The sequence below is a fragment of the Streptomyces sp. NEAU-sy36 genome (assembly GCF_013423905.1).
GTDB classification, from domain to species: domain Bacteria; phylum Actinomycetota; class Actinomycetes; order Streptomycetales; family Streptomycetaceae; genus Streptomyces; species Streptomyces misionensis.
The window spans coordinates 89,217-109,687 of sequence record NZ_CP058977.1; the positions used below are offsets into that span (position 1 = coordinate 89,217).

Annotated in this window: 17 protein-coding genes; 8 read left to right on the forward strand and 9 right to left on the reverse strand. The window is 71.6% G+C overall.

The annotated features are described in order from the left end of the window. Positions 1 to 98 precede the first annotated feature (98 nt). Both HZZ00_RS00425 and HZZ00_RS00430 read left to right on the forward strand, forming a co-directional pair. Positions 99 to 770 carry a GntR family transcriptional regulator gene (locus HZZ00_RS00425; RefSeq protein ID WP_180330311.1) on the forward strand — a complete coding sequence of 224 codons (672 nt, stop codon included), beginning with the start codon at positions 99 to 101 and terminating at the stop codon, positions 768 to 770. Further along, positions 767 to 2,062 (forward strand): nitrate/nitrite transporter, encoded by a 1,296-nt coding sequence (locus HZZ00_RS00430; RefSeq protein WP_180330310.1) that lies wholly within the window; start codon positions 767 to 769, stop codon positions 2,060 to 2,062. Before HZZ00_RS00425 ends, HZZ00_RS00430 begins: the two co-directional genes overlap by 4 nt. Positions 2,063 to 2,080: 18 nt before the next feature. Here HZZ00_RS00430 and HZZ00_RS00435 read toward each other — a convergent pair whose 3' ends face one another. Continuing rightward, positions 2,081 to 2,833: a cyclopropane-fatty-acyl-phospholipid synthase family protein gene (locus tag HZZ00_RS00435; protein WP_180330309.1), complete on the reverse strand. Its 753-nt coding sequence runs from the start codon at positions 2,831 to 2,833 to the stop codon at positions 2,081 to 2,083. 77 nt (positions 2,834 to 2,910) lie between these two features. After that, positions 2,911 to 3,735, reverse strand: a complete 825-nt coding sequence (locus HZZ00_RS00440) for a maleylpyruvate isomerase family mycothiol-dependent enzyme (protein ID WP_180330308.1) — start codon at positions 3,733 to 3,735, stop codon at positions 2,911 to 2,913. 182 nt (positions 3,736 to 3,917) lie between these two features. On the opposite strand from HZZ00_RS00440, the gene HZZ00_RS00445 reads away from it, so the two are divergent. After that, the gene (locus tag HZZ00_RS00445; protein ID WP_180330307.1) at positions 3,918 to 4,733 is read left to right on the forward strand and encodes a carbon-nitrogen family hydrolase; all 816 of its coding nucleotides are present in this window, start codon (positions 3,918 to 3,920) and stop codon (positions 4,731 to 4,733) included. Between the two features lie 31 nt (positions 4,734 to 4,764). Here the strand turns inward: HZZ00_RS00445 and HZZ00_RS00450 are convergent, their stop codons facing one another. After that, positions 4,765 to 5,259, reverse strand: coding sequence for an LURP-one-related/scramblase family protein (locus tag HZZ00_RS00450; protein ID WP_180330306.1), 495 nt, complete (start codon positions 5,257 to 5,259; stop codon positions 4,765 to 4,767). A 152-nt stretch (positions 5,260 to 5,411) separates the two neighbouring features. On the opposite strand from HZZ00_RS00450, the gene HZZ00_RS00455 reads away from it, so the two are divergent. Then, complete coding sequence (locus tag HZZ00_RS00455) at positions 5,412 to 7,256, forward strand: NHL domain-containing thioredoxin family protein (RefSeq protein WP_180330305.1); 1,845 nt, start codon at positions 5,412 to 5,414, stop codon at positions 7,254 to 7,256. On the opposite strand, the gene HZZ00_RS00460 is transcribed toward HZZ00_RS00455, so the two are convergent. From HZZ00_RS00460 to HZZ00_RS00470, 3 genes are all read right to left on the reverse strand, one after another. Then, a complete protein-coding gene (locus tag HZZ00_RS00460) occupies positions 7,244 to 7,501 on the reverse strand; it encodes a DUF6458 family protein (protein WP_180330304.1) in 258 nt (85 codons plus the stop codon). The two genes, HZZ00_RS00455 and HZZ00_RS00460, sit on opposite strands and share 13 nt — an antisense overlap. 66 nt (positions 7,502 to 7,567) lie before the next feature. Continuing rightward, complete coding sequence (locus tag HZZ00_RS00465) at positions 7,568 to 8,821, reverse strand: M18 family aminopeptidase (RefSeq protein WP_257586039.1); 1,254 nt, start codon at positions 8,819 to 8,821, stop codon at positions 7,568 to 7,570. 228 nt (positions 8,822 to 9,049) lie between these two features. Further along, the gene (locus tag HZZ00_RS00470) at positions 9,050 to 10,876 is read right to left on the reverse strand and encodes an acyl-CoA dehydrogenase (RefSeq protein ID WP_070024355.1); all 1,827 of its coding nucleotides are present in this window, start codon (positions 10,874 to 10,876) and stop codon (positions 9,050 to 9,052) included. Between the two features lie 195 nt (positions 10,877 to 11,071). On the opposite strand from HZZ00_RS00470, the gene HZZ00_RS00475 reads away from it, so the two are divergent. The 3 genes from HZZ00_RS00475 (at position 11,072) to HZZ00_RS00485 (ending at position 13,867) form a co-directional block, all read left to right on the forward strand. Continuing rightward, on the forward strand, positions 11,072 to 11,554 hold the full coding sequence (locus tag HZZ00_RS00475) for an SseB family protein (protein ID WP_071828465.1): 483 nt from the start codon (positions 11,072 to 11,074) through the stop codon (positions 11,552 to 11,554). 127 nt (positions 11,555 to 11,681) lie between these two features. Further along, the gene (locus HZZ00_RS00480) at positions 11,682 to 12,659 is read left to right on the forward strand and encodes a pirin family protein (RefSeq protein WP_070024351.1); all 978 of its coding nucleotides are present in this window, start codon (positions 11,682 to 11,684) and stop codon (positions 12,657 to 12,659) included. Positions 12,660 to 12,787: 128 nt separating this feature from the next. Then, on the forward strand, positions 12,788 to 13,867 hold the full coding sequence (locus HZZ00_RS00485) for an AI-2E family transporter (protein ID WP_180330302.1): 1,080 nt from the start codon (positions 12,788 to 12,790) through the stop codon (positions 13,865 to 13,867). On the opposite strand, the gene HZZ00_RS00490 is transcribed toward HZZ00_RS00485, so the two are convergent. Beyond that, positions 13,804 to 15,957: a SpoIIE family protein phosphatase gene (locus tag HZZ00_RS00490; RefSeq protein WP_180330301.1), complete on the reverse strand. Its 2,154-nt coding sequence runs from the start codon at positions 15,955 to 15,957 to the stop codon at positions 13,804 to 13,806. The genes HZZ00_RS00485 and HZZ00_RS00490 overlap by 64 nt on opposite strands. A gap of 158 nt (positions 15,958 to 16,115) precedes the next feature. On the opposite strand from HZZ00_RS00490, the gene aspS reads away from it, so the two are divergent. Then, positions 16,116 to 17,879, forward strand: coding sequence for an aspartate--tRNA ligase (aspS, locus tag HZZ00_RS00495; RefSeq protein ID WP_180330300.1), 1,764 nt, complete (start codon positions 16,116 to 16,118; stop codon positions 17,877 to 17,879). A gap of 56 nt (positions 17,880 to 17,935) precedes the next feature. On the opposite strand, the gene HZZ00_RS00500 is transcribed toward aspS, so the two are convergent. Both HZZ00_RS00500 and metG read right to left on the reverse strand, forming a co-directional pair. Beyond that, positions 17,936 to 18,640 (reverse strand): hypothetical protein, encoded by a 705-nt coding sequence (locus HZZ00_RS00500; RefSeq protein ID WP_180330299.1) that lies wholly within the window; start codon positions 18,638 to 18,640, stop codon positions 17,936 to 17,938. A 110-nt stretch (positions 18,641 to 18,750) separates the two neighbouring features. Further along, positions 18,751 to 20,466 carry a methionine--tRNA ligase gene (gene metG, locus HZZ00_RS00505; RefSeq protein WP_180330298.1) on the reverse strand — a complete coding sequence of 572 codons (1,716 nt, stop codon included), beginning with the start codon at positions 20,464 to 20,466 and terminating at the stop codon, positions 18,751 to 18,753. Positions 20,467 to 20,471: the final 5 nt, after the last annotated feature.

Genomic DNA, 20,471 nt, shown 5'->3' on the forward strand with positions numbered 1-20,471 from the left:
AGCACAGAAGGTTGTGCGGCCGCCGGGGGTGATCCGGGTCATGTCCGCATCGTGGATACCAGGACGCGTTGCGTACCTGTTGTATCTATCCTGTAGGCATGAAAACGGCCGTCCCGCACTCCTCCCCGCCCACCAAGCAGCCCCCCGCCGCCGACCGGGTCTACGCCCACGTCAAGCAGGGCGTCCTCGACCGCAGCTACGAGGGCGGCACCCTCCTCACCGAGGGCGAGCTGGCCGAGGCCGTAGGGGTGTCGCGCACCCCCGTGCGGGAGGCGCTGCTGCGGCTGGAGGTCGAGGGCCTGATCCGGCTCTACCCCAAGAAGGGCGCCCTGGTCCTGCCCGTCTCCGCGCAGGAGATCTCCGACGTGGTGGAGACCCGGCTGCTGGTGGAGGAGTACGCCGCCCGCAAGGCCGTACCCGCCCCGCCGGGGCTGGTGGAGCGGCTGGCCGAGCTGCTGGAGCAGCAGAAGGCGCAGGTCGCCTCGGGCGATCTGGCCGGGGCCGCGGTGACCGACCGCTGCTTCCACGCCGAGATCGTCCGCAGCGCGGGCAACGAGATCCTCTCCCGCCTTTACGACCAGATGCGCGACCGCCAGCTGCGGATGGGCGTCGCCGTCATGTACTCCCATCCCGACCGGGTCGCGAGGACCCTCGCCGAGCACGCGGAGATCCTGGACGCGCTGCGGGCCGGGGACACGGACGCGGCCGTCGGGGTCGTGCACCGGCACGTGAGCCGGGTGTCGCTTCTGGCGCGGGGGGAGGCCCGATGAGCAAGGTCACCCTTCCGAGCGACCCGCCCGGCGGCCTGCGGGCCGTCGTCGTGTGGTCCGTAGGCGTCGCGGTCTACTTCGTCGCCGTCGTCTTCCGCACCTCGCTGGGGGTGGCCGGCCTCGACGCGGCGGCCCGCTTCCATGTGAACGCCTCCGCGCTGTCCACCTTCTCCATACTCCAGCTGCTGGTCTACGCGGGCATGCAGATACCCGTCGGCCTGATGGTCGACCGGCTCGGCACCAAGAAGGTGCTGGGGCTGGGCGCCGTGCTGTTCACCATCGGCCAGCTGGGCTTCGCCTTCTCCCCCTCCTACGGCACCGCGCTCGCCTCCCGGGCGCTGCTGGGCTGCGGCGACGCGATGACCTTCATCAGCGTGCTGCGGCTGGGCACCCGCTGGTTCCCCGCCCGGCGCGGCCCGATGGTCGCGCAGCTCGCCGCCCTGGTCGGCATGGCGGGCAACCTGATCTCCACCCTCGTCCTGGCCCGGCTGCTGCACAGCATCGGCTGGACGCAGGCGTTCGCGGGCAGCGCGCTGGCCGGTGTGGTCGTCCTCGTGCTGACGCTGCTCTTCCTGAAGGACCACCCCGAGGGGCACGAGCCCGAGCCGTCCGGGCACCGGGGCTCCGCCTACGTCCGCCGGCAGATCGCCGAGGCCTGGCGCGAGCCGGGCACCCGCCTCGGCATGTGGGTGCACTTCACCACCCAGTTCCCGGCGATGGTCTTCCTGCTGCTGTGGGGCCTGCCGTTCCTCGTCGAGGCGCAGGGCCTGAGCCGGGCCACGGCCGGTGAACTGCTGACCCTGGTGGTGCTGTCCAACATGGTGGTGGGCCTGGTCTACGGCCAGATCGTGGCCCGGCACCACACCGCCCGGCTGCCGCTCGCGCTGGGCACCGTCGCGGCGACGGCGCTGCTGTGGGCGGCGACCCTCTTTCACCCCGGTGCGCACGCGCCGATGTGGCTGCTGATCGTGCTGTGCGTGGTGCTCGGCGCGTGCGGTCCGGCCTCGATGATCGGGTTCGACTTCACCCGCCCCGCCAACCCGCCCGAGCGGCAGGGCACCGGCTCCGGGATCACCAACATGGGCGGCTTCATCGCCTCGATGACGACGCTGCTCGCGATCGGCGTGCTGCTGGACGCGACGGACGACAACTACACGGTCGCGTTCAGCGCGGTGTTCGTCCTCCAGGCGCTCGGCCTCAGCCAGATCCTGCGGCTGCGCGGCCGGGCGGCCCGCAGGGAGCGGGAACGGCTGGTGGCGAGCCGGGTGGAGACGGTGCACGTACCGGCGTGAGCCCGGGCCGGGCCCGGGTCAGCGCCGTTCCGGTACGAGGGTGAGGTAGGCGATCCCGAGGACGCCCCGGTAGCTCATCCACTGGGCCCGGTGCCGGTCCAGGCGGGCCCGGGTCTCGGCCGCCGACGGGTGGTCCGGGTGAGCGGCGAGCCAGACCTCCAGGTCCGCCTGGTAGCCCGACTCGAACTCCTCCCACTCCTCGCGGCTCGCGGTCTCGGTCCACTCCGGCCGGAAACCGGCGGCGACGGCGAGATCGAGCAGGGTCGCGAGGTCGTAGTGGTCGCCGGCGGTGGCGCCCGGCCACATGCCCGACAGTTCGGCCTCGGTGGGCGGCCGCTCCCAGAAGCCCTCGCCGACCAGCACCCGGCCGTCGTCGCTCACCAGGCGGCGCAGCTCGCGCAGGGCCTCGGCGGTGGCGGGTTCGGCCTGGCTGAGGGCCTGGGTGGCGCCCAGGCAGAGCACCAGATCGGCCGGTCCGCGCCGGGTCCCGAGGGCGGACTCCTCGGCGAACTCCACCCGGTGGGCGAGCCCGCGTTCCTCGGCGTTGTGCCGGGCGCGGGCGAGGTCCTCGGCGTTCACATCGACGCCGGTCCCGGTGGCGTCGGGCACGGCCGCCAGTATCCGGAGCAGCAACTCGCCCCAGCCGCAGCCGATGTCGAGGACGGTGCGGGGGCGGTTCGCGGCGAGGCGGCGGACGACGGCGTCGGCGCGGGAGGCCGAGAGGGGGCCGTGGAAGGTGAGCCGGGTGAGCCGGGGCAGGGCAGTGGTCATGCCGGGCACGCTAGGGGGATGTCCCGGCCGTCACCACTGATTTGCGGGTGACCCGGCCCCCCGGGGCCGTGCGGGCCTCACGGGGTCACGGCGAAGTTGTGCAGGATGGCCTTCGTCAGGTCCTGGTCGCCCTCGGTCTTGACGCGGTCCGCCACCGCCTCGGGGGTCACCCGGCCGCACGCCAGCCGGACATAGGTCTCCCAGTCTAGGGTGAGGGTGGCCACCGGGCCGAGCGCCGGGGCGGTCTCCAGGGTGCCGCGGCCCTGGATGTCGACGCGGATGGTGCGCAGGAACTCGACGGGGCCGCTCACGTCGAAGACGACGGCCGAACTGCGCGGCGCGTTCGCGTCCTTCGCGACGATCTTGGGCAGTGCCTCCAGCAGGACGTCACGCGTGACGTGCGCGCCGGGCGAGTCGAGGTTGCCGGGGCGGCCGAGGGCCGTGCGCAGGTCCTGTTCGTGCACCCAGACGTCGAAGGCGCGCATCCGGTAGGCGTGTTCGAGGGTGATGTCCTTGCCCAGCGGGCCGCGCACCGTGGTGGCGGGGTCACGGTTCTCGTTGCGCAGCTGGCGGTTGCGGCGGATGACCGTGTACTCCAGTTCGGCCGTCATCTCCGGCGCCGTGTGGTGGCGGCGGACGTCGACCTGCATCTCCATGTAGCGCTGGTGCGCGGTGGTGACGTGGAAGAGGTCGCGCGGCAGGGCGTGGATGGGGCGCGGGTCGCCGAGCAGCTCGCAGTCCATCCCGATGACATGCGACACGATGTCGCGCACCGACCATCCCGGGCACGGTGTCCGCCGGTTCCACTCGCCCTCGACCAGTGACTGCACCATCTCGGATATCGCGTCGACGGAGTGCGTCCAGGCGTCGGCGTAGGGCTGGAGGGTGGGATGCAGACTCACGGAACGGGACCCCTCGGCGGTCGGTACACGGGCAGGTTGTGGCGGCGTTGCCAGCGGGCGGCGGCTGCACGTCGGCGGGTGTCTGGGAAGCTAAGTTACGCTGCTGGCAGGCACCCCGGCAGTGCTTTCGCGTGACGATCGTAGGCCCGTGTGGACGACTCGAATGCCAGGACGGTGGTAGTGTGCGCGCCTCTCTGATCCAGATGGCCGTCGACGAGGGCGAATCGGTCGCCTCGCGCAGGCACCGGGCGGCCTCGCTGGTGCGCGCACAGGCCGGGGCCGACCTGGTGGTGCTGCCCGAGCTGTGGACCACCGGTGCCTTCGCCTACGAGGAGTTCGGCCGCGAGGCCGAGCCGCTGGAAGGCCCGACGTACGAGACGATGGCCAAGGCGGCGGCCGACGCGGGCGTGTGGCTGCACGCCGGGTCGATCCCCGAGCGCGCACCCTCCGGCGACGGCGCCACCGACGAGGGCACGCTCTACAACACCTCCCTCGTCTTCTCCCCCTCCGGCGAACTGGCCGCCGCCTACCGCAAGATCCACCGCTTCGGCTTCGACAAGGGCGAGGCCGTGCTGATGGGCGCCGGGCGGGACCTGGTGACGGTCCGGCACCCGCAGGCCACACTCGGCCTGGGTACCTGCTACGACCTGCGCTTCCCCGAGCTCTTCCGCGGGCTCGTCGACGCCGGCGCCGAGGTGCTGGTGCTCCCGGCGGGCTGGCCCGAGCGGCGACGCGCGCACTGGACGCTGCTGGCCCGGGCACGGGCCGTGGAGAACCAGGCGTTCGTGCTCGCCTGCGGAACGGCCGGGACCCACGCGGGAGTTCCGCAGGCCGGTCACTCGATCGTGGTGGACCCGTGGGGCGAGGTGCTGGCCGAGGCGGGTCCCGGCGAGGAGGTCCTCACCGTCGAGTTCGACCCGGCGAAGGTGGCCGCCACCCGAGAGCAGTTCCCCGCGCTGAAGGACCGCGTCCTCGGACTGGTCCCGCCGGCGCGGTAGGGGCCCGCCGGGCCGGGCCGGCGGTCGGGGCTCAGTCGTGTTCCCGCCCCTTCTCCGCCAGGTGGATCACGCACACCGCGACGGCGATGAGGAGAGCCGGGTCGGCGTCGTCGCGTACGACGTCCACGCCGTAGGTCTCCCGCAGGTGCAGCCAGCGCCGGGAGATCACGGCCAGCAGTTCGCCGTCGTACTCGACCGCGAACTCACGGTCGAGGATCTTGCCGCTGACGTCCAGTTCGGTGCCGTCCGCCAGCGCGACGCGGTAGTGGTTGCGCAGCAGGGACAGCCGCTTGCGCCGGATCGTGGCCAGGCCCTCGCCGTCCCGTTCGATCACCATCGTGTCGCGCAGCGCGAACATCTTCTGGTGGATGTCGATCAGGACCCGGCCGTGGGCGTCCTTCAGCTCGAAGGTGTCCCGCAGCCGCATCGCCTTGCCGTCGACGAGGAACACCTTTTGACCGTGCTCGTCCTCGATCCAGTAGTCCTCGCCGATGCCGAGGAGCCGGTCGCGTACCAGGAATCTCATGCCTGAGCCCTTCCCCGGTACGGCGGATTCGTCACGGCCGGACGCGGGGCGATCGGCCGGGCGCGGACCACTTTTCCACAGGCCGCGCGGGTGGGTCGCACCGTTGTCCACAGGCCCGGCGGGGTGCCGGGGACGGGTGGCACTCTGGAGCCATGACCGACTCCGCACGACCCCGGCGCCCCCGCGTCCGTGCCCCCGAGCTGACCGGCGAGGGCGGCTGGCTGAACACCGGAGGCCACCGCCCCACCCTGGCCGGCCTGCGCGGCCGCATAGTCGTCCTGGACTTCTGGACCTTCTGCTGCATCAACTGCCTGCACGTCCTGGACGAGCTGCGCGAGCTGGAGGAGCGGCACCGGGACACGGTGGTGGTGATCGGCGTGCACTCGCCCAAGTTCGCGCACGAGGCGGACCACCGGGCGGTCGCGGACGCGGTGGAGCGCTACGGCGTGGCGCACCCGGTCCTGGACGATCCGGAGCTGGCCACGTGGAAGCAGTACGCGGTGCGCGCCTGGCCGACACTCGTGGTGATCGACCCGGAGGGGTACGTGGTCGCCCAGCACTCGGGCGAGGGCCATGTGCACGCCATCGAGCGGCTGGTGGCGGAGCTGGAGGCCGAGCACGGCGCGAAGGGCACCCTGCGCCGCGGCGACGGTCCGTACGTCCCGCCGGAGCCCGAGCCCACGACCCTGCGCTTCCCGGGCAAGGCCGTGCTGCTGCCCTCCGGCGGCTTCCTGGTCAGCGACACCACCCGGCACCAGCTGGTCGAGCTGGCGGCGGACGGGGAGACGGTGCTGCGGCGGTTCGGCACCGGGACCCGGGGCCTCGCGGACGGCGGCCCGCGGCAGGCGTCCTTCAACGAACCGCAGGGCCTCGCCCTGCTGGACGACGGCTCGGTGGCCGTCGCCGACACGGTCAACCACGCCCTGCGCCGGCTGGACCTCGCGACCGGCGAGGTGACCACCCTGGCCGGCACCGGCAAGCAGTGGTGGCGGGGCTCACCGGCCTCGGGCCCGGCCCGCGAGGTGGACCTCTCCTCGCCCTGGGACGTGGCCTGGTGGCAGGGCCGGGTGTGGATCGCCATGGCCGGCGTCCACCAGCTGTGGGCCTACGACCCGGTGGCGCGGACCGTCGCAGTCACCGCGGGCACCGCCAATGAGGGTCTGGTCGACGGCCCCGGCGCCGAGGCGTGGTTCGCCCAGCCCTCCGGACTCGCGGCCACCGCCGACCGGCTGTGGCTCGCGGACGCCGAGACCAGCGCGCTGCGCTGGGTGGACCCCGACGGGTCGGTGCACACCGCCGTCGGCACCGGCCTGTTCGACTTCGGACACCGCGACGGCCCCGCGGAACAGGCGCTGTTCCAGCATCCGTTGGGCGTCACCGCACTGCCGGACGGCTCGGTCGCGGTCGCCGACACCTACAACCACGCCCTGCGCCGCTACGACCCGGTGACCGGCGAGGTCGGCACGCTCGCCACGGATCTGCGCGAGCCCAGCGGCGCCGTCCTCGCCGGCGAGGACATCGTGGTGGTGGAGTCGGCCCGGCACCGGCTGACCCGGCTGCGGCTGCCTCGGGAGACGGCGCGGGTGGCGCCGGTGGCCCACCGGACCCGGCGCGCGGTCACCGAGGTCGGCCCCGGCCGCCTCCGGCTGGACGTGGTCTTCCAGGTGCCCGCGGGCCGGAAACCCGACGACCGCTCCGGCCCCTCCACCCGCCTCCTGGTCTCCTCGACCCCGCCCGAGCTGCTGCTCGAGGGCGAGGGAGCGGACACCGGTCTGAGCCGTGAGCTGGAGCTCGACCCGGCCGTCCGGGAAGGGGTGTTGCACATATCCGCGATGGCCGCCTCGTGCGACGACGACCCGGGCGTCGAGTACCCCGCCTGCCATGTCCACCAGCAGGACTGGGGCATCCCGGTCCGCCTCACCGAGGGTGCGGCGGACCGCCTGCCGCTCGTCCTCGCGGGCATGGACGAGCAGGAGGGCGGTTCTCAGACGCCGTAGCCGTCCGTGTAGCCGTCGCCGGTGTGGTGGTGATGGTGGTGGGGTTCCTCCTCCACGACCGGCGTCGGCGGCACGATGACCCGCCGACGCCGCGCGATACCGCTGAACGTGGCGGTGCCGATCAGGCCGACGGCCATCAGGATCAGGCCGACGACCGTGAGGTTGACACCGTTCATGTGCCAGTCGGTAGCGAACGTGAGTATGGCCCCCACGGCGATGAGGATGATGCATCCGCCGAGCCCCATGAGGCTTCGCCTCCCCTTTCGGTTCCGGAATCTCCGGTCTCGTCCGGGTACCCCGGGGCTTCCCGGCTAGCCCTCCAGAAAAGCCGTCAGGGCGTTCGCGAGGAGGAACGGGTCGTCGGCGCCGCACAGTTCGCGGGCGCTGTGCATGGAGAGGATGGCCACGCCGATGTCGACCGTGCGGATGCCGTGCCGGGCCGCGGTGATCGGTCCGATGGTCGTGCCGCAGGGCATGGAGTTGTTGGAGACGAAGTGCTGGAAGGGGACGTTCGCCTTCTCGCAGGCGGCGGCGAACACCGCGCGGCCCGAACCATCGGTGGCGTAGCGGTTGTTGACGTTCACCTTGAGGATCGGGCCGCCGTTGACCCGGGGGTGGTGCGTCGGGTCGTGCCGCTCCGCGTAGTTGGGGTGCACGGCGTGGCCGGTGTCCGAGGAGAGGCAGACGGTGTCGGCGAAGGCGCGGGCGCGGTCCTCGTAGGAGCCGCCGCGGGCGAACACCGAGCGCTCCAGGACGGTGCCGAGCAGCGGGCCGTCGGCACCGGTGTCGGACTGCGAGCCGTTCTCCTCGTGGTCGAAGGCGGCCAGCACCGGGATGTGGGTGAGCGAGGCGCCACCGGTCGCGGCCGCGGCCAGCGCGGCCGCGCCCGCGTGCACCGACAGCAGGTTGTCCATGCGCGGCCCGGCGACCAGTTCGCGGTCCCGGCCGAGGTAGGCCGGCGCCTCCACCGGGTGCGCCATCAGGTCCCAGCCGGCCACCGAACGGGCTTCGAGGCCCGCCTCCTGCTCCAGGAAGGAGATCAGATCGCCGTCGAGCACCTCGTCGCCCAGGCCCCACACCGGCTGGAGGTGCCGCTGCTTGTCCAGCTTGAGCCCCTCGGTGCTCACCGAGCGGTCCAGGTGGATGGCCAGCTGCGGCACCCGCAGCAGCGGCCGGTCCACGTTCACGAGGACCGTGGAGCCGTCGCGCAGGGTGAGCCGGCCGGCCAGGCCCAGGTCGCGGTCGAGCCAGGAGTTCATCAGCGGGCCGCCGTAGATCTCGACGGCGACCTGGCGCCAGCCGTGCGCCCCGCTGTCCGGGCGCGGCTTGATCCGCAGGTTGGGGGAGTCGGTGTGCGCGCCGATGACGTGGAAGGGCGTGTGCGGCGCGGCGCCCTCGGGGACGTACCAGGCGACGATCGCACCGCCGCGCAGCACGTACCGGCCGCCGCTGGTGCCGTCCCAGGCGTCCGTCTCGGCGACCTGCCTGAAGCCTGCCTTCTCCAGCCGCTCGGCGACGTTCGCCACGGCGTGGTACGGCGACGGGCTCGCCGCCAGGAAGGCCATCAGGTCGTCGGTGTGGCCGCGGTCGAAGGTGAGGGGTGCGCGCGCAGCGCTCGCTGGAGGGGTGGCGGCGGGCGACGGGCTGGATGGTGCGCTCATGGGATTCACCTTAACGACGTGCGCGGGCCCGCTCCCGGTAAGGGGAAGCGGGCCCGCGCGGGGATACGACGGGGACGTCCAGAACGTCGGGATGGCGTACCCGAAACGTCCGGAAGCGTCCGGGGCGAGGTTCTAGAAGGCGGCCTCGTCCAGCTCCATCAGGTCCAGCTCGACGCCCGAGGCGACCTTGCGGGCCAGGGTGACGCCCGGCAGGACGTTCGCGGCGAAGAACTTCGCCGCGGCGATCTTGCCGGTGTAGAACGCCTTGTCCTTCGCGGAGGCCGTGGCCAGCTTCTCGGCGGCGACCGCGGCACCCTTGAGAAGCAGGTAGCCGACGATGACGTCGCCGGAGGCGAGCAGCAGGCGGGTGGTGTTCAGGCCGACCTTGTAGATGTTCTTGGCGTCCTCCTGGGTGGCGGACAGGTCGGTCAGCATGAGGCCGACGATCGCCTCCAGCTCGACCGCGGCCTTGGCCAGGTGCTCGCGGGCGCCCGCAAGCTCCTCGCCGCCGGTGCCGAGCGCCAGGAACTTCTTGATGTCCTCGGCGAGCGAGTTCAGCGCGGCGCCCTGGTTGCGGACGATCTTGCGGAAGAAGAAGTCCTGGCCCTGGATCGCGGTGGTGCCCTCGTAGAGGGTGTCGATCTTGGAGTCCCGGATGTACTGCTCGATCGGGTACTCCTGGAGGAAGCCGGAGCCGCCGAAGGTCTGGAGCGACTGGGCCAGCTGCTCGTAGGCCTTCTCCGAGCCGTAGCCCTTGACGACCGGCAGCAGCAGGTCGTTGAGGGCGTGCTCGGCGGTGGCGTCCTCGCCGTTCGCCTCCTTGACCTGGATCGCGTCCTGGATCGAGGCGGTGTACATCACCAGGGCGCGCATGCCCTCCGCGTACGCCTTCTGCGTCATCAGCGAGCGGCGCACGTCGGGGTGGTGGGTGATGGTGACCTTGGGCGCGGTCTTGTCCATGAAGTTGGCCAGATCCGGACCCTGGACGCGCTCCTTGGCGTACTCCAGGGCGTTCAGGTAGCCGGTGGACAGGGTGGAGATCGCCTTCGTGCCGACCATCATGCGGGCGAACTCGATGATGCGGAACATCTGGCGGATGCCGTCGTGCTTGTCGCCGATCAGCCAGCCCTTGGCGGGGTGCTTGTCGCCGAAGGTCATCTCGCACGTGTTGGAGGCCTTCAGGCCCATCTTGTGCTCGACGTTGGTGGCGTAGACGCCGTTGCGCTCGCCCAGCTCGCCGGTCTCGAAGTCGAAGAGGTACTTCGGCACGAGGAAGAGGGACAGGCCCTTGGTGCCGGGGCCGGCGCCCTCGGGACGCGCGAGCACGTAGTGGAGGATGTTCTCCGACATGTCGTGCTCACCCGAGGTGATGAAGCGCTTCACGCCCTCGATGTGCCAGGAGCCGTCCTCCTGCTGCACGGCCTTGGTGCGGCCGGCGCCCACGTCGGAGCCAGCGTCGGGCTCGGTGAGCACCATCGTGGAGCCCCACTGCTTCTCCACGGCGACCTTGGCGATGTGCTTCTGGACCTCGTTGCCCTCCTCGAAGAGGATGCCGGCGAACGCCGGGCCCGAGGAGTACATCCACACGGCCGGGTTGGCGCCCAGGATCAGCTCGGCGTAGGCCCAGATCAGGGAGCGCGGCGAGGTGGTGCCGCCGATCTCCTCGGGCAGGCCGAGGCGCCAGTACTCGGAGTCCATGAAGGCCTGGTAGCTCTTCTTGAAGGACGCCGGCACCGGGGCGGTGTTGGTCTCCGGGTCGAAGACGGGCGGGTTGCGGTCGGCGTCGGCGAAGGACTCGGCCAGCTCGTTCTCCGAGAGGCGGGTCAGCTCCTCCAGGACGCTCTTGGCGGTCTCGACGTCCATCTCCTCGAACGGGCCGGTGCCGTACACCTTGTCGCGCCCGAGTACTTCGAAGAGGTTGAACTCGATGTCGCGGAGATTCGACTTGTAGTGCCCCATGGCGACGGCTCCGTTGAGGGATCGGCGAGGCACTGACTCCTCGCATTCGGTTCACGTACCAACAAGTAGCTACGATGATGCTACCCGTCGGTAATAAGGCGCAACCCCTGTCCCGACAAGTGTGAGAAGGGTCTACTCCTCCGGGCCGTTCGGGTCCATCCCTGAGGCGGCCATTCCCTCGGTACGCTTGCGCCCATGTACGGATACGGCCAGCCCATGGACGGCGGCGCCGCGCAGCAGCAGTACACGTCGGGGCAGCAGCAGATGGCGGGCGGGGCCGGCGGGTACGGCCAGCAGCCGCCGCTCTACCCGGAGCCGTCCCCGCCGTCGCTCGCGGACGCGGTGCGCGCGTTCACCACCGGGCAGATGTCCCCCGAGGACTTCCAGCAGATCTTCGCCACGTCGAAGGTGTACTGCCCGCGCGGCGACACCCCCGGCTTCCTCGCCCTGCACAACACCCAGCAGCCGGTGATCCCGATGTTCACCTCGCTCAAGGAGCTGCGGCGGTACGCGGGCAAGGAGTCCAAGTACTTCGTGATCACCGGTGCGGAGGTGATCGACCTGCTGCCTACCGGCTACGGCTTCGTCCTCGACATGGAGGGCGAGCACCGGATGGTGTTCGACGCCAAGGCGGTCGAGCAGATGGTGGACTACGCGATGCGCCGTATGTACGGCTGAGATCGTCCGTACGGCTGAGAGTCGCCGTTGGAAGAGCCCGGAGGGAATGCCCTCCGGGCTCTTTCCGTTGTGGGTGGCGGGAAGTTCAACGCTCAACTAAACTGGGCGTACGAAGGAGGTAGCCACCATGCCTGCAGTGACCGTCGAGAACCCGTTGACGCTGCCCCGTGTGACCGCTCCCGCCGATGCCGTGGCGCGACCGGTGCTCACCGTCACCACCGCTCCCAGCGGCTACGAGGGCGAGGGCTTCCCGGTGCGCCGGGCGTTCGCGGGGATCAATTACCGCCATCTCGACCCGTTCATCATGATGGACCAGATGGGCGAGGTGGAGTACGCGCCGGGCGAGCCCAAGGGCACCCCCTGGCACCCGCACCGCGGGTTCGAGACCGTCACCTACATCATCGACGGCATCTTCGACCACCAGGACAGCCACGGCGGTGGCGGCACCATCACCAACGGCGACACCCAGTGGATGACGGCCGGCGCCGGCCTGCTGCACATCGAGGCGCCGCCGGAGCACCTGGTGGTCTCGGGCGGCCTCTTCCACGGCGTCCAGCTGTGGGTGAACCTCCCCGCCAAGGACAAGATGATGGCCCCGCGCTACCAGGACATCCGGGCCGGCAGCGTCCAGCTGCTGACCTCGCCGGACGGCGGCGCGCTGCTCCGGGTCATCGCGGGCGAGCTGGACGGCCACGCGGGCCCCGGCATCACGCACACCCCGATCAGCATGGTCCACGCGACGCTCGCGCCGGGCGCGGAGATCACCCTGCCCTGGCGGGAGGACTTCAACGGCCTGGCGTACGTGCTGGCGGGCCGCGGCAGCGTCGGCGTCGAGCGCCGTCCCGTCCGCACCGGCCAGACGGCGGTCTTCGGCGCCGGGTCCTCGCTGACCGTGCGCGCGGACGAGCAGCAGGACGGCAACACGCCGGACCTGGAGGTCGTCCTCCTCGGCGGCCGGCCGATCCGCGAGCCCATGGCCCACTACGGCCCGTTCGTCATGAACACCAAGGACGAGCTGATGCAGGCCTTCGAGGACTACCAGAAGGGCCGTCTGGGGACGGTCCCTGCGGTGCACGGCATGACGGACGAGGGCCCCGGGGCCTGAACCGGGACGCCGTCGCCCCACAGAACGAGGAGGGCCCCGCCGGGCCGAGGACGTCCCGGCGGGGCCCTTCCTCACCCGCCCGGCCGCGCGGGCAGGACACCCGGCCGCGGTCGTGATCCGCTGGGAACGTGCTGCTGTTGCCCGAGCCGGTCCGGCGGCTCGCCGCCTGGTGCGTCGTGCTGCTGCTCGTCGCCGGGGTCGGCTGGATCGGGGTGCGGCTGTGCGGGGAACTCCGTACGGCCGTCACGGCGGTGCTGCTGGCCCTGCTGGGCACCGCCCTGCTCGCCCCGCTGCACCGGCGGCTGGTGCGGGCCGGCGTGCGGCGCTCGGTGTCGGCGGGGCTGACCTGCGTCGCCGTGGTGGCCGTCGTCGGCGGCGCCCTCTACATCGTGGTCGCCGCCCTCGTCGACAGCGGCGACGAGATCATCGCCTCCCTGCGCAACGCGGGCAAGAGCCTCTCCGGGCACTTCGGCGCCGCCGGGACCGGCCTGGACGACCTCGCCGCCAACTCCCGTGAACTGCTGCGGAAGTTCGGCGGCACGGCCGCGTCCAACGTCATCAGCGGGGTCAGCGTCGTCGGCGAGAGCATCGCCATCGCGGTGCTCGCCCTCGTCCTGGTCTTCTTCTTCCTGCGCGACTCCCACCTCGTCCTGGGCACCCTGCGGGCCGTCGCCCCCGGGGACAGCGCCGACACCCTGGAGGCCGTCGTCCGGCGCGCCTACGAGGCGGTCGAGGGCTTCATGCGCGGCACCACCCTGATCGCGCTGATCGACGCCCTGTGCACCACCATCGGCCTGCTGATCCTGCGGGTGCCGGGCGCGCTCGGGCTCGGCGCGCTGGTGTTCGTCGGCGCCTACATCCCCTACCTCGGCGCGTTCATCTCCGGCGCGGTCGCGGTGCTGGTCGCCCTCGCCGACCGGGGCTTCGTCATCGCGCTGTGGGCGCTCGGCGTGGTCCTCGCCGTGCAGCTGCTGGAGGGGCACGTGCTGCAGCCGGTGATCCAGAGCCGCACCGTGCAGATGCACCCGGCGGTGGTGATGGTCACCATCACGGCCGGTGCCTCGGTGGCGGGCATCCTCGGCATGCTCCTGGCCGTCCCGCTGACCGCGGCCGCCTTCGGCGTCGTCCAGGAACTGCGCACCCGCTACGCGTCCTCGCCGCCCGGCTCCCCGGGGCCCCCGGACTCCCCGGCCCCCGAGCGCTCGTAGAGCTCGAACCAGATGCTCTTGCCCTCGCCCCTCGGCTCCACCCCCCAGGTGTCCGCCAGGATGCCGATCAGCAGCAGCCCGCGCCCGGACGAGGCGAGTTCGCCGGGGCGGCGCTTGTGCGGGAGGTCGTCGCCGGTGTCGAAGACCTCCACCCGCAGCCGGCGCCGGCCGCCGTTCGCGGCGACCTCGGCCAGCAGCAGCGCGTCGGTGTCGGTGTGCACCAGCACGTTGGTGACCATCTCGGAGGCCAGCAGCTCGGCCGAGTCCACCTGGTCGGGGTCGGCCCAGTCGTGCAGCAGCTCGCGCACGTACCGGCGGGCCTCGGCGATCCGCTCGGGCTCGTCCTGTCCCACCGGCAGCAGCACGCGCCGTACCAGGGGCCACACCGCCGCGCCGCCGTCCGGATCGCCGCCCCGCTCCGGACGGCACAGCAGCGCCAGCGCGATGTCGTCCTCGCGGCGGTCGGCCAGCGGGCCGGTGGTGTGGTGCGAGGAGGGCCCGTGCACGCCCTGCACCAGCGCGTCGGCCAGCGACTCCAGATCGCCGTCGTGGTCCTCCAGGATCGCGCGCAGCCGCCGCCAGCCGCTCTCCAGGTCGTGCCCGCCGGTCTCGATCAGCCCGTCGGTGCACAGCATCAGCGTCTCCCCCGGCTGGAGCGCGAACCGGGTCGTCGGATAGTCCGCGTCCGGGTCGATGCCCAGCGGCAGCCCGCCCGCCGTCGGCCGCATCATCACCGTGCCGTCGGCCATCCGGATCACCGGGTCCGGATGGCCCGCGCGGGCGATCTCCAGCCGTCCCGTCGCCGGGTCGACCGCCACGTACAGGCAGGTCGCGAAGCGCGGGTCGGACTCCTCCTCGTCCTGGGTGATCCCGTGCAGGAAGCGGGCGGCGCGCGAGAGCACGGCGTCCGGGCGGTGCCCCTCGGAGGCGTAGGCGCGCAGGGCGATCCGCAGCTGGCCCATCAGCCCCGCCGCCCGCACGTCATGCCCCTGGACGTCCCCGATGACCAGCGCGAAGCGGCCGGAGGGCAGCGGGATCATGTCGTACCAGTCGCCGCCCACCTGGAGTCCGCCGCCGGTCGGGATGTAGCGGGCGGCGATCCGGATCCCCGGGATCTCCGGGCCGAGCGAGGGCAGCATGGAGCGTTGCAGCCCCTCCGTCAGCTCCCGCTCGGACTCGGCGGTCTCCGCCCGGGACAGGGCCTGGGCGAGCATCCGGGCCACCGTCGTCAGCACCGCGCGCTCGTCGGGGGTGAAGGCCACCGGATAGGCGAAGCCCGCCATCCAGGCGCCCATCGTGCGCCCGCCCACGGTCAGCGGGAGGAACGCCCACGAGCTGCGCCCGAAGGGCCGGGCGAGCGGCCAGGTCACCGGATAGCGGTCCTTGTACTCCTCGGGCGAGGAGAGGTACACCGCGCGGCCGGTGCGCACCACCTCGGCCGCCGGGTACTCCATGGCCAGCGGCATCTGGGTGAAGGGGCCCATGTCGTCGGTCCGGTGCCCGTGGTGGCCGATCATCGTCAGCCGGTCGCCCTCGACGCCGAACACCACCAGCCCGTCCGGCGAGAACCCCGGCATCGACAGGCCCGCGGCGACCCGCAGCACCTCGGCCGTGGACCGCGCCTCCGCCAGCGCCCGGCCCGCGTCCAGCAGGAAAGCCTCCCGCGAGCGCCGCCAGGGACCGGTCACCGCGGTGCGGCCGCCCGCGTCCGGACCCGGCTCGGCGACCTCCTGGAGGGTGCCGGTCAGTACGTAGGCGTGCCGCTCGCGGTCGTACGACGGCTTGGAGCGGCTGCGCACGACGCGCAGCACCTCGCCGCGCTCGTCCATGATCCGCACGCGCACCTCGGCGAGGGTGCCCTCGGCGACCGCGAGCTGCACCACCGAAGTGATCTCGTTCCAGTCCACCGGATGCAGCCGGGCCCGGGTCTGGGCCTCGGTGAGGGTGGCCGGCGCCGCGGGCAGCCCGAGCAGCCGCGCCGCCTCCGCGTCCACGGTGACCAGCTTGTCCGCCGTGTCCCAGTGCCACAGCCCGGTCGCGAGGGCGGCGAGGACATCCCCTACGGCCGGGAGCGGCTCACCTGTGCGCATTGTCCCCATTTAAGACAATGTGTGCGCGGCGTGCCACCGTAAGCCCGCGGGCCGCAAATGGTGGGGAGCCGATCTTGGGGTGGCCGGTACCCTTGGTTCAGCTGGGGGCGGCAACCCCGGTGATCACCAACTCAATCCGCGAAGGACGATGAACGACGATGCATCGGTACAGGTCCCACACCTGCGGCCAGCTCCGCGCCTCTGACGTCGGCACCGACGTCCGGCTCAGTGGCTGGCTGCACAATCGGCGCGACCTGGGCGGCATCCTCTTCATCGATCTGCGCGACCACTACGGCATCACGCAGCTGGTCGCCCGCCCCGGCACGCCCGCCTACGAGGCCCTGGACAAGCTCTCCAAGGAGTCCACGGTCCGCGTCGACGGCAAGGTCGTTTCACGTGGAACCGAGAACGTGAACCCCGACCTGCCGACCGGCGAGATCGAGGTCGAGGTGACCGAGGTCGAGCTGCTCGGCGCTGCCCAGCCGCTGCCCTTCACCATCAACGCCGAGGACGGCGTCAACGAGGAGCGGCGCCTGGAGTACCGCTTCCTCGACCTGCGCCGCGAGCGCATGCACCGCAACATCATGCTGCGCACGGCGGTCATCTCCGCGATCCGCCACAAGATGACCGCGCTCGGCTTCAACGAGATGGCGACGCCGATCCTGTCCGCGACCTCCCCCGAGGGCGCCCGCGACTTCGTCGTCCCCTCCCGGCTGAACCCCGGCAAGTTCTACGCCCTGCCGCAGGCTCCGCAGCAGTTCAAGCAGCTGCTGATGATCTCCGGCTTCGACCGCTACTTCCAGATCGCGCCCTGCTTCCGCGACGAGGACGCCCGCGCCGACCGCTCGCCGGGCGAGTTCTACCAGCTCGACGTCGAGATGAGCTTCGTCGAGCAGGAGGACGTCTTCCAGCCGATCGAGCAGCTGATGACGGAACTCTTCGAGGAGTTCGGCGGCGGCCGCCACGTCACCTCCCCCTTCCCGCGGATCCCGTTCCGCGAGGCGATGCTGAAGTACGGCTCCGACAAGCCGGACCTGCGCGCCAAGCTGGAGCTGGTGGACATCACCGATGTCTTCGAGGGCTCGGAGTTCAAGGCGTTCGCCGGCAAGCACGTGCGCGCGCTGCCGGTGCCGGCGGTCCAGGACCAGCCGCGCAAGTTCTTCGACCAGCTCGGTGACTACGCGGTCTCGCTGGGCGCCAAGGGCCTGGCCTGGGTCCGGGTCGGCGAGGACGGCACGCTGTCCGGCCCGATCGCGAAGTTCCTCACCGAGGAGAACGTCGCCGAGCTGACCAAGCGCCTCTCGCTGGCCCCCGGCCACGCCGTCTTCTTCGGCGCGGGCGAGTACGACGAGGTCTCGAAGATCATGGGCGGGGTCCGCGTCGAGGCCGCCAAGCGCGCCGGCCAGTTCGAGGAGAACGTCTTCCGCTTCTGCTGGATCGTCGACTTCCCGATGTACGAGAAGGACGAGGAGACCGGCGCGATCGACTTCTCGCACAACCCCTTCTCGATGCCGCAGGGCGGTCTGGAGGCCCTTCAGACCCAGGACCCGCTGGACATCCTGGGCTGGCAGTACGACATCGTCTGCAACGGTGTCGAGCTGTCCTCCGGCGCGATCCGGAACCACGAGCCGGAGATCATGCTCAAGGCCTTCGAGATCGCGGGCTACGACCGGGAGACCGTCGAGGAGAAGTTCGCGGGCATGCTGCGCGCGTTCCGCTTCGGCGCCCCGCCGCACGGTGGCATCGCCCCCGGCGTGGACCGCATCGTCATGCTCCTCGCGGACGAGCCCAGCATCCGCGAGACGATCGCCTTCCCGCTCAACGGCAACGCCCAGGACCTGATGATGGGCGCCCCGACGGAGCTGGAGGAGGCCCGCCTGCGCGAGCTGCACCTGGAGATCAGGAAGCCGCAGCCGAAGTAGTATCTCCGGTGGTCGTCGAAACGCCCGGGGCCCTTGGGGTCCCGGGCGTTTCGCCGTCATTCGGCGTCCTCCGCTTCCTCCTCCCCGCCTTCCGTGTCGGGTGAGGCACCGTCCTCCAGCAGCCGTTCGGCGATGTCGTCGGACCACCGCTGCGCCCAGGCGCGCAGCTCGGTGAGCGCCGCCTCGTCCAGGCCGTAGCGGGTGAACTGGGCGTCGGAGTAGAAGTCAGTGCCGGTCAGCCGGGACTGGAGGGTGGGCAGGTCGAAGACGTCATGGGCGTGCCGGCGCCCCAGCTCCTCCAGACCGGGCAGGGAGAAACGGGCCGCCGCCGCTTCGGCGTCGATCAGGTCGACGGCAGCGCCCCGGTCGTAGAGGGCGCGGATCTTCGTGCCGACGGCGTCCTCCAGACAGAGGGTGGGGCCGTACTCGGTGAGGTCCGGCGGCCCCCACAGACTCTCCTTGTGCAGGGCGAGGACGCAGGGCTCGCCGGTCGGCGGGTCGGTGACGGTCAGCTGCGCGGTGCGCTCGGTGGCCGCGCCGGGGCGCACGGTACGGCCGCGCGCCTCCAGGGCGGCGGCGAGGGCACCGGCGAGGCGGTCCATGGGCTCGCCGCTCTCGGTGGCGAGGTCCACGTTGGCGTGCGGGCGCCGGACCAGTCCGTGCGCCTGGAGGGCGTAGCCGCCGGCGAGCACCAGACCGTACGGTCCGCCCGCGGTGACGGCGTCCGCGAGGAGCCGCCGGTGGGGTTCGGGAAGGTTCACGGCATCCGTACTCTGCCAGACGGGCCGCCGGTGACGGCGGATGCGGGAAGGACCCGGGAGCGGTGTGGCTTCCGGGTCCTTCGGGCGGGGGGTGTCCCAGGCGGGCCTGCTCAGCCTTCCTGGCCGCCGAAGCGCTCCTTGTAGGTGGCCAGGTCCTCGTCCGTCAGCTTGGCGAACAGGACCGGCGGGACCGTGAAGGCGGTGCCGGACGGGACGGAGGCGAGGGCCTTGGCCTCGTCCGAGGTGACCCAGGTCGCGGTGTCGGCCGGGAGGTCGAAGGCGCCGCGCATGGCCGCCGAGGTGGCCGGGATCAGGGGCTCGGAGACGACCGCGTAGAGGTGGATGAGGTTCATCGCGGTGCGCAGGGTGAGGGCCGCGCCGTCCTTGTCGGTCTTGATCTCCAGCCAGGGGGCCTTCTCCTCCAGGTAGGAGTTTCCGGCCGACCACAGGGCGCGCAGAGCGGCCGCGGCCTTGCGGAACTGGAGTGCCTCCATCTGCGACTCGTACTCCGCGAGCAGCGCCGCGATCTCCTCGCCGAGCTTCGCCTCCGCCTCGCCCGGTTCGCCGCCGGCCGGGACCTCGTCGCCGAAGCGCTTGCGGGAGAAGGACAGCACGCGGTTGACGAAGTTGCCGAGGGTGTCGGCCAGGTCCTTGTTCACCGTGGCGGTGAAGTGCTCCCAGGTGAAGGACGAGTCGTCCGACTCCGGCGCGTTGGCGATCAGGAAGTAGCGCCAGTAGTCGGCGGGCAGGATGTCGAGGGCCTGGTCGGTGAAGACGCCCCGCTTCTGCGAGGTGGAGAACTTGCCGCCGTAGTACGTCAGCCAGTTGAAGGCCTTGACGTAATCGACCTTCTTCCACGGCTCGCGCACGCCCAGCTCCGTGGCCGGGAACATCACCGTGTGGAACGGGACGTTGTCCTTGGCCATGAACTCCGTGTAGCGGACCTGGGTGTCGACGTCGTACCACCAGGACTTCCAGTCCCGGTTCTCCGGGTCCTGGTCCGCCCACTCCTTCGTGGCGCCGATGTACTCGATCGGGGCGTCGAACCAGACGTAGAAGACCTTGCCCTCGGCCGCCAGCTCCGGCCAGGTGTCCGCCGGGACAGGGACGCCCCAGTCCAGGTCGCGGGTGATCGCCCGGTCGTGCAGGCCCTCGGTCAGCCACTTGCGGGCGATGGAGGCGGCCAGCTGCGGCCAGTCGGCCTCATGCCGGGCCACCCACTCCTCGACCTCGTGCTGGAGCTTGGACTGGAGCAGGAAGAGGTGCTTGGTCTCGCGGACCTCCAGGTCCGTGGAGCCGGAGATCGCGCTGCGCGGGTTGATCAGGTCGGTCGGGTCCAGCACGCGGGTGCAGTTCTCGCACTGGTCGCCGCGGGCCTTGTCGTAGCCGCAGTGCGGGCAGGTGCCCTCGACGTAGCGGTCCGGCAGGAAGCGGCCGTCGGCCGGGCTGTAGACCTGGCGGATCGCCCGCTCCTCGATGAAGCCGTTCTCGTTCAGCTTGCGGGCGAAGTGCTGGGTGATCTCGCGGTTCTCCGGGCTGGAGCTGCGGCCGAAGTAGTCGAAGGCCAGCGCGAATCCGTCGTAGACGGCCTTCTGGGCGTCGTGCGCCTGCGCGCAGAACTCGTCCACCGGCAGGCCCTGCTCCTTGGCCGCCAGCTCGGCGGGGGTGCCGTGCTCGTCGGTGGCGCAGATGTAGAGGACGTCGTGGCCGCGCTGGCGGAGGTACCGGGAGTACACGTCCGCCGGGAGCATGGACCCCACCATGTTGCCCAGGTGCTTGATCCCGTTGATGTACGGAAGGGCGCTGGTGATGAGGTGTCGAGCCATCCGGC

Bases quoted from the DNA above. Each gene is read 5' to 3' on its own strand.
- metG (WP_180330298.1), bottom strand. From the start codon at position 20,466: ATGGCTCGACACCTCATCACCAGCGCCCTTCCGTACATCAACGGGATC.
- HZZ00_RS00480 (WP_070024351.1), top strand. From the start codon at position 11,682: ATGCCTGCAGTGACCGTCGAGAACCCGTTGACGCTGCCCCGTGTGACC.
- HZZ00_RS00455 (WP_180330305.1), top strand. From the start codon at position 5,412: ATGACCGACTCCGCACGACCCCGGCGCCCCCGCGTCCGTGCCCCCGAG.
- aspS (WP_180330300.1), top strand. From the start codon at position 16,116: ATGCATCGGTACAGGTCCCACACCTGCGGCCAGCTCCGCGCCTCTGAC.
- HZZ00_RS00435 (WP_180330309.1), bottom strand. From the start codon at position 2,833: ATGACCACTGCCCTGCCCCGGCTCACCCGGCTCACCTTCCACGGCCCC.
- HZZ00_RS00475 (WP_071828465.1), top strand. From the start codon at position 11,072: ATGTACGGATACGGCCAGCCCATGGACGGCGGCGCCGCGCAGCAGCAG.
- HZZ00_RS00425 (WP_180330311.1), top strand. From the start codon at position 99: ATGAAAACGGCCGTCCCGCACTCCTCCCCGCCCACCAAGCAGCCCCCC.
- HZZ00_RS00430 (WP_180330310.1), top strand. From the start codon at position 767: ATGAGCAAGGTCACCCTTCCGAGCGACCCGCCCGGCGGCCTGCGGGCC.
- HZZ00_RS00460 (WP_180330304.1), bottom strand. From the start codon at position 7,501: ATGGGGCTCGGCGGATGCATCATCCTCATCGCCGTGGGGGCCATACTC.
- HZZ00_RS00470 (WP_070024355.1), bottom strand. From the start codon at position 10,876: ATGGGGCACTACAAGTCGAATCTCCGCGACATCGAGTTCAACCTCTTC.
- HZZ00_RS00450 (WP_180330306.1), bottom strand. From the start codon at position 5,259: ATGAGATTCCTGGTACGCGACCGGCTCCTCGGCATCGGCGAGGACTAC.
- HZZ00_RS00490 (WP_180330301.1), bottom strand. From the start codon at position 15,957: ATGCGCACAGGTGAGCCGCTCCCGGCCGTAGGGGATGTCCTCGCCGCC.
- HZZ00_RS00465 (WP_257586039.1), bottom strand. From the start codon at position 8,821: ATGGCCTTCCTGGCGGCGAGCCCGTCGCCGTACCACGCCGTGGCGAAC.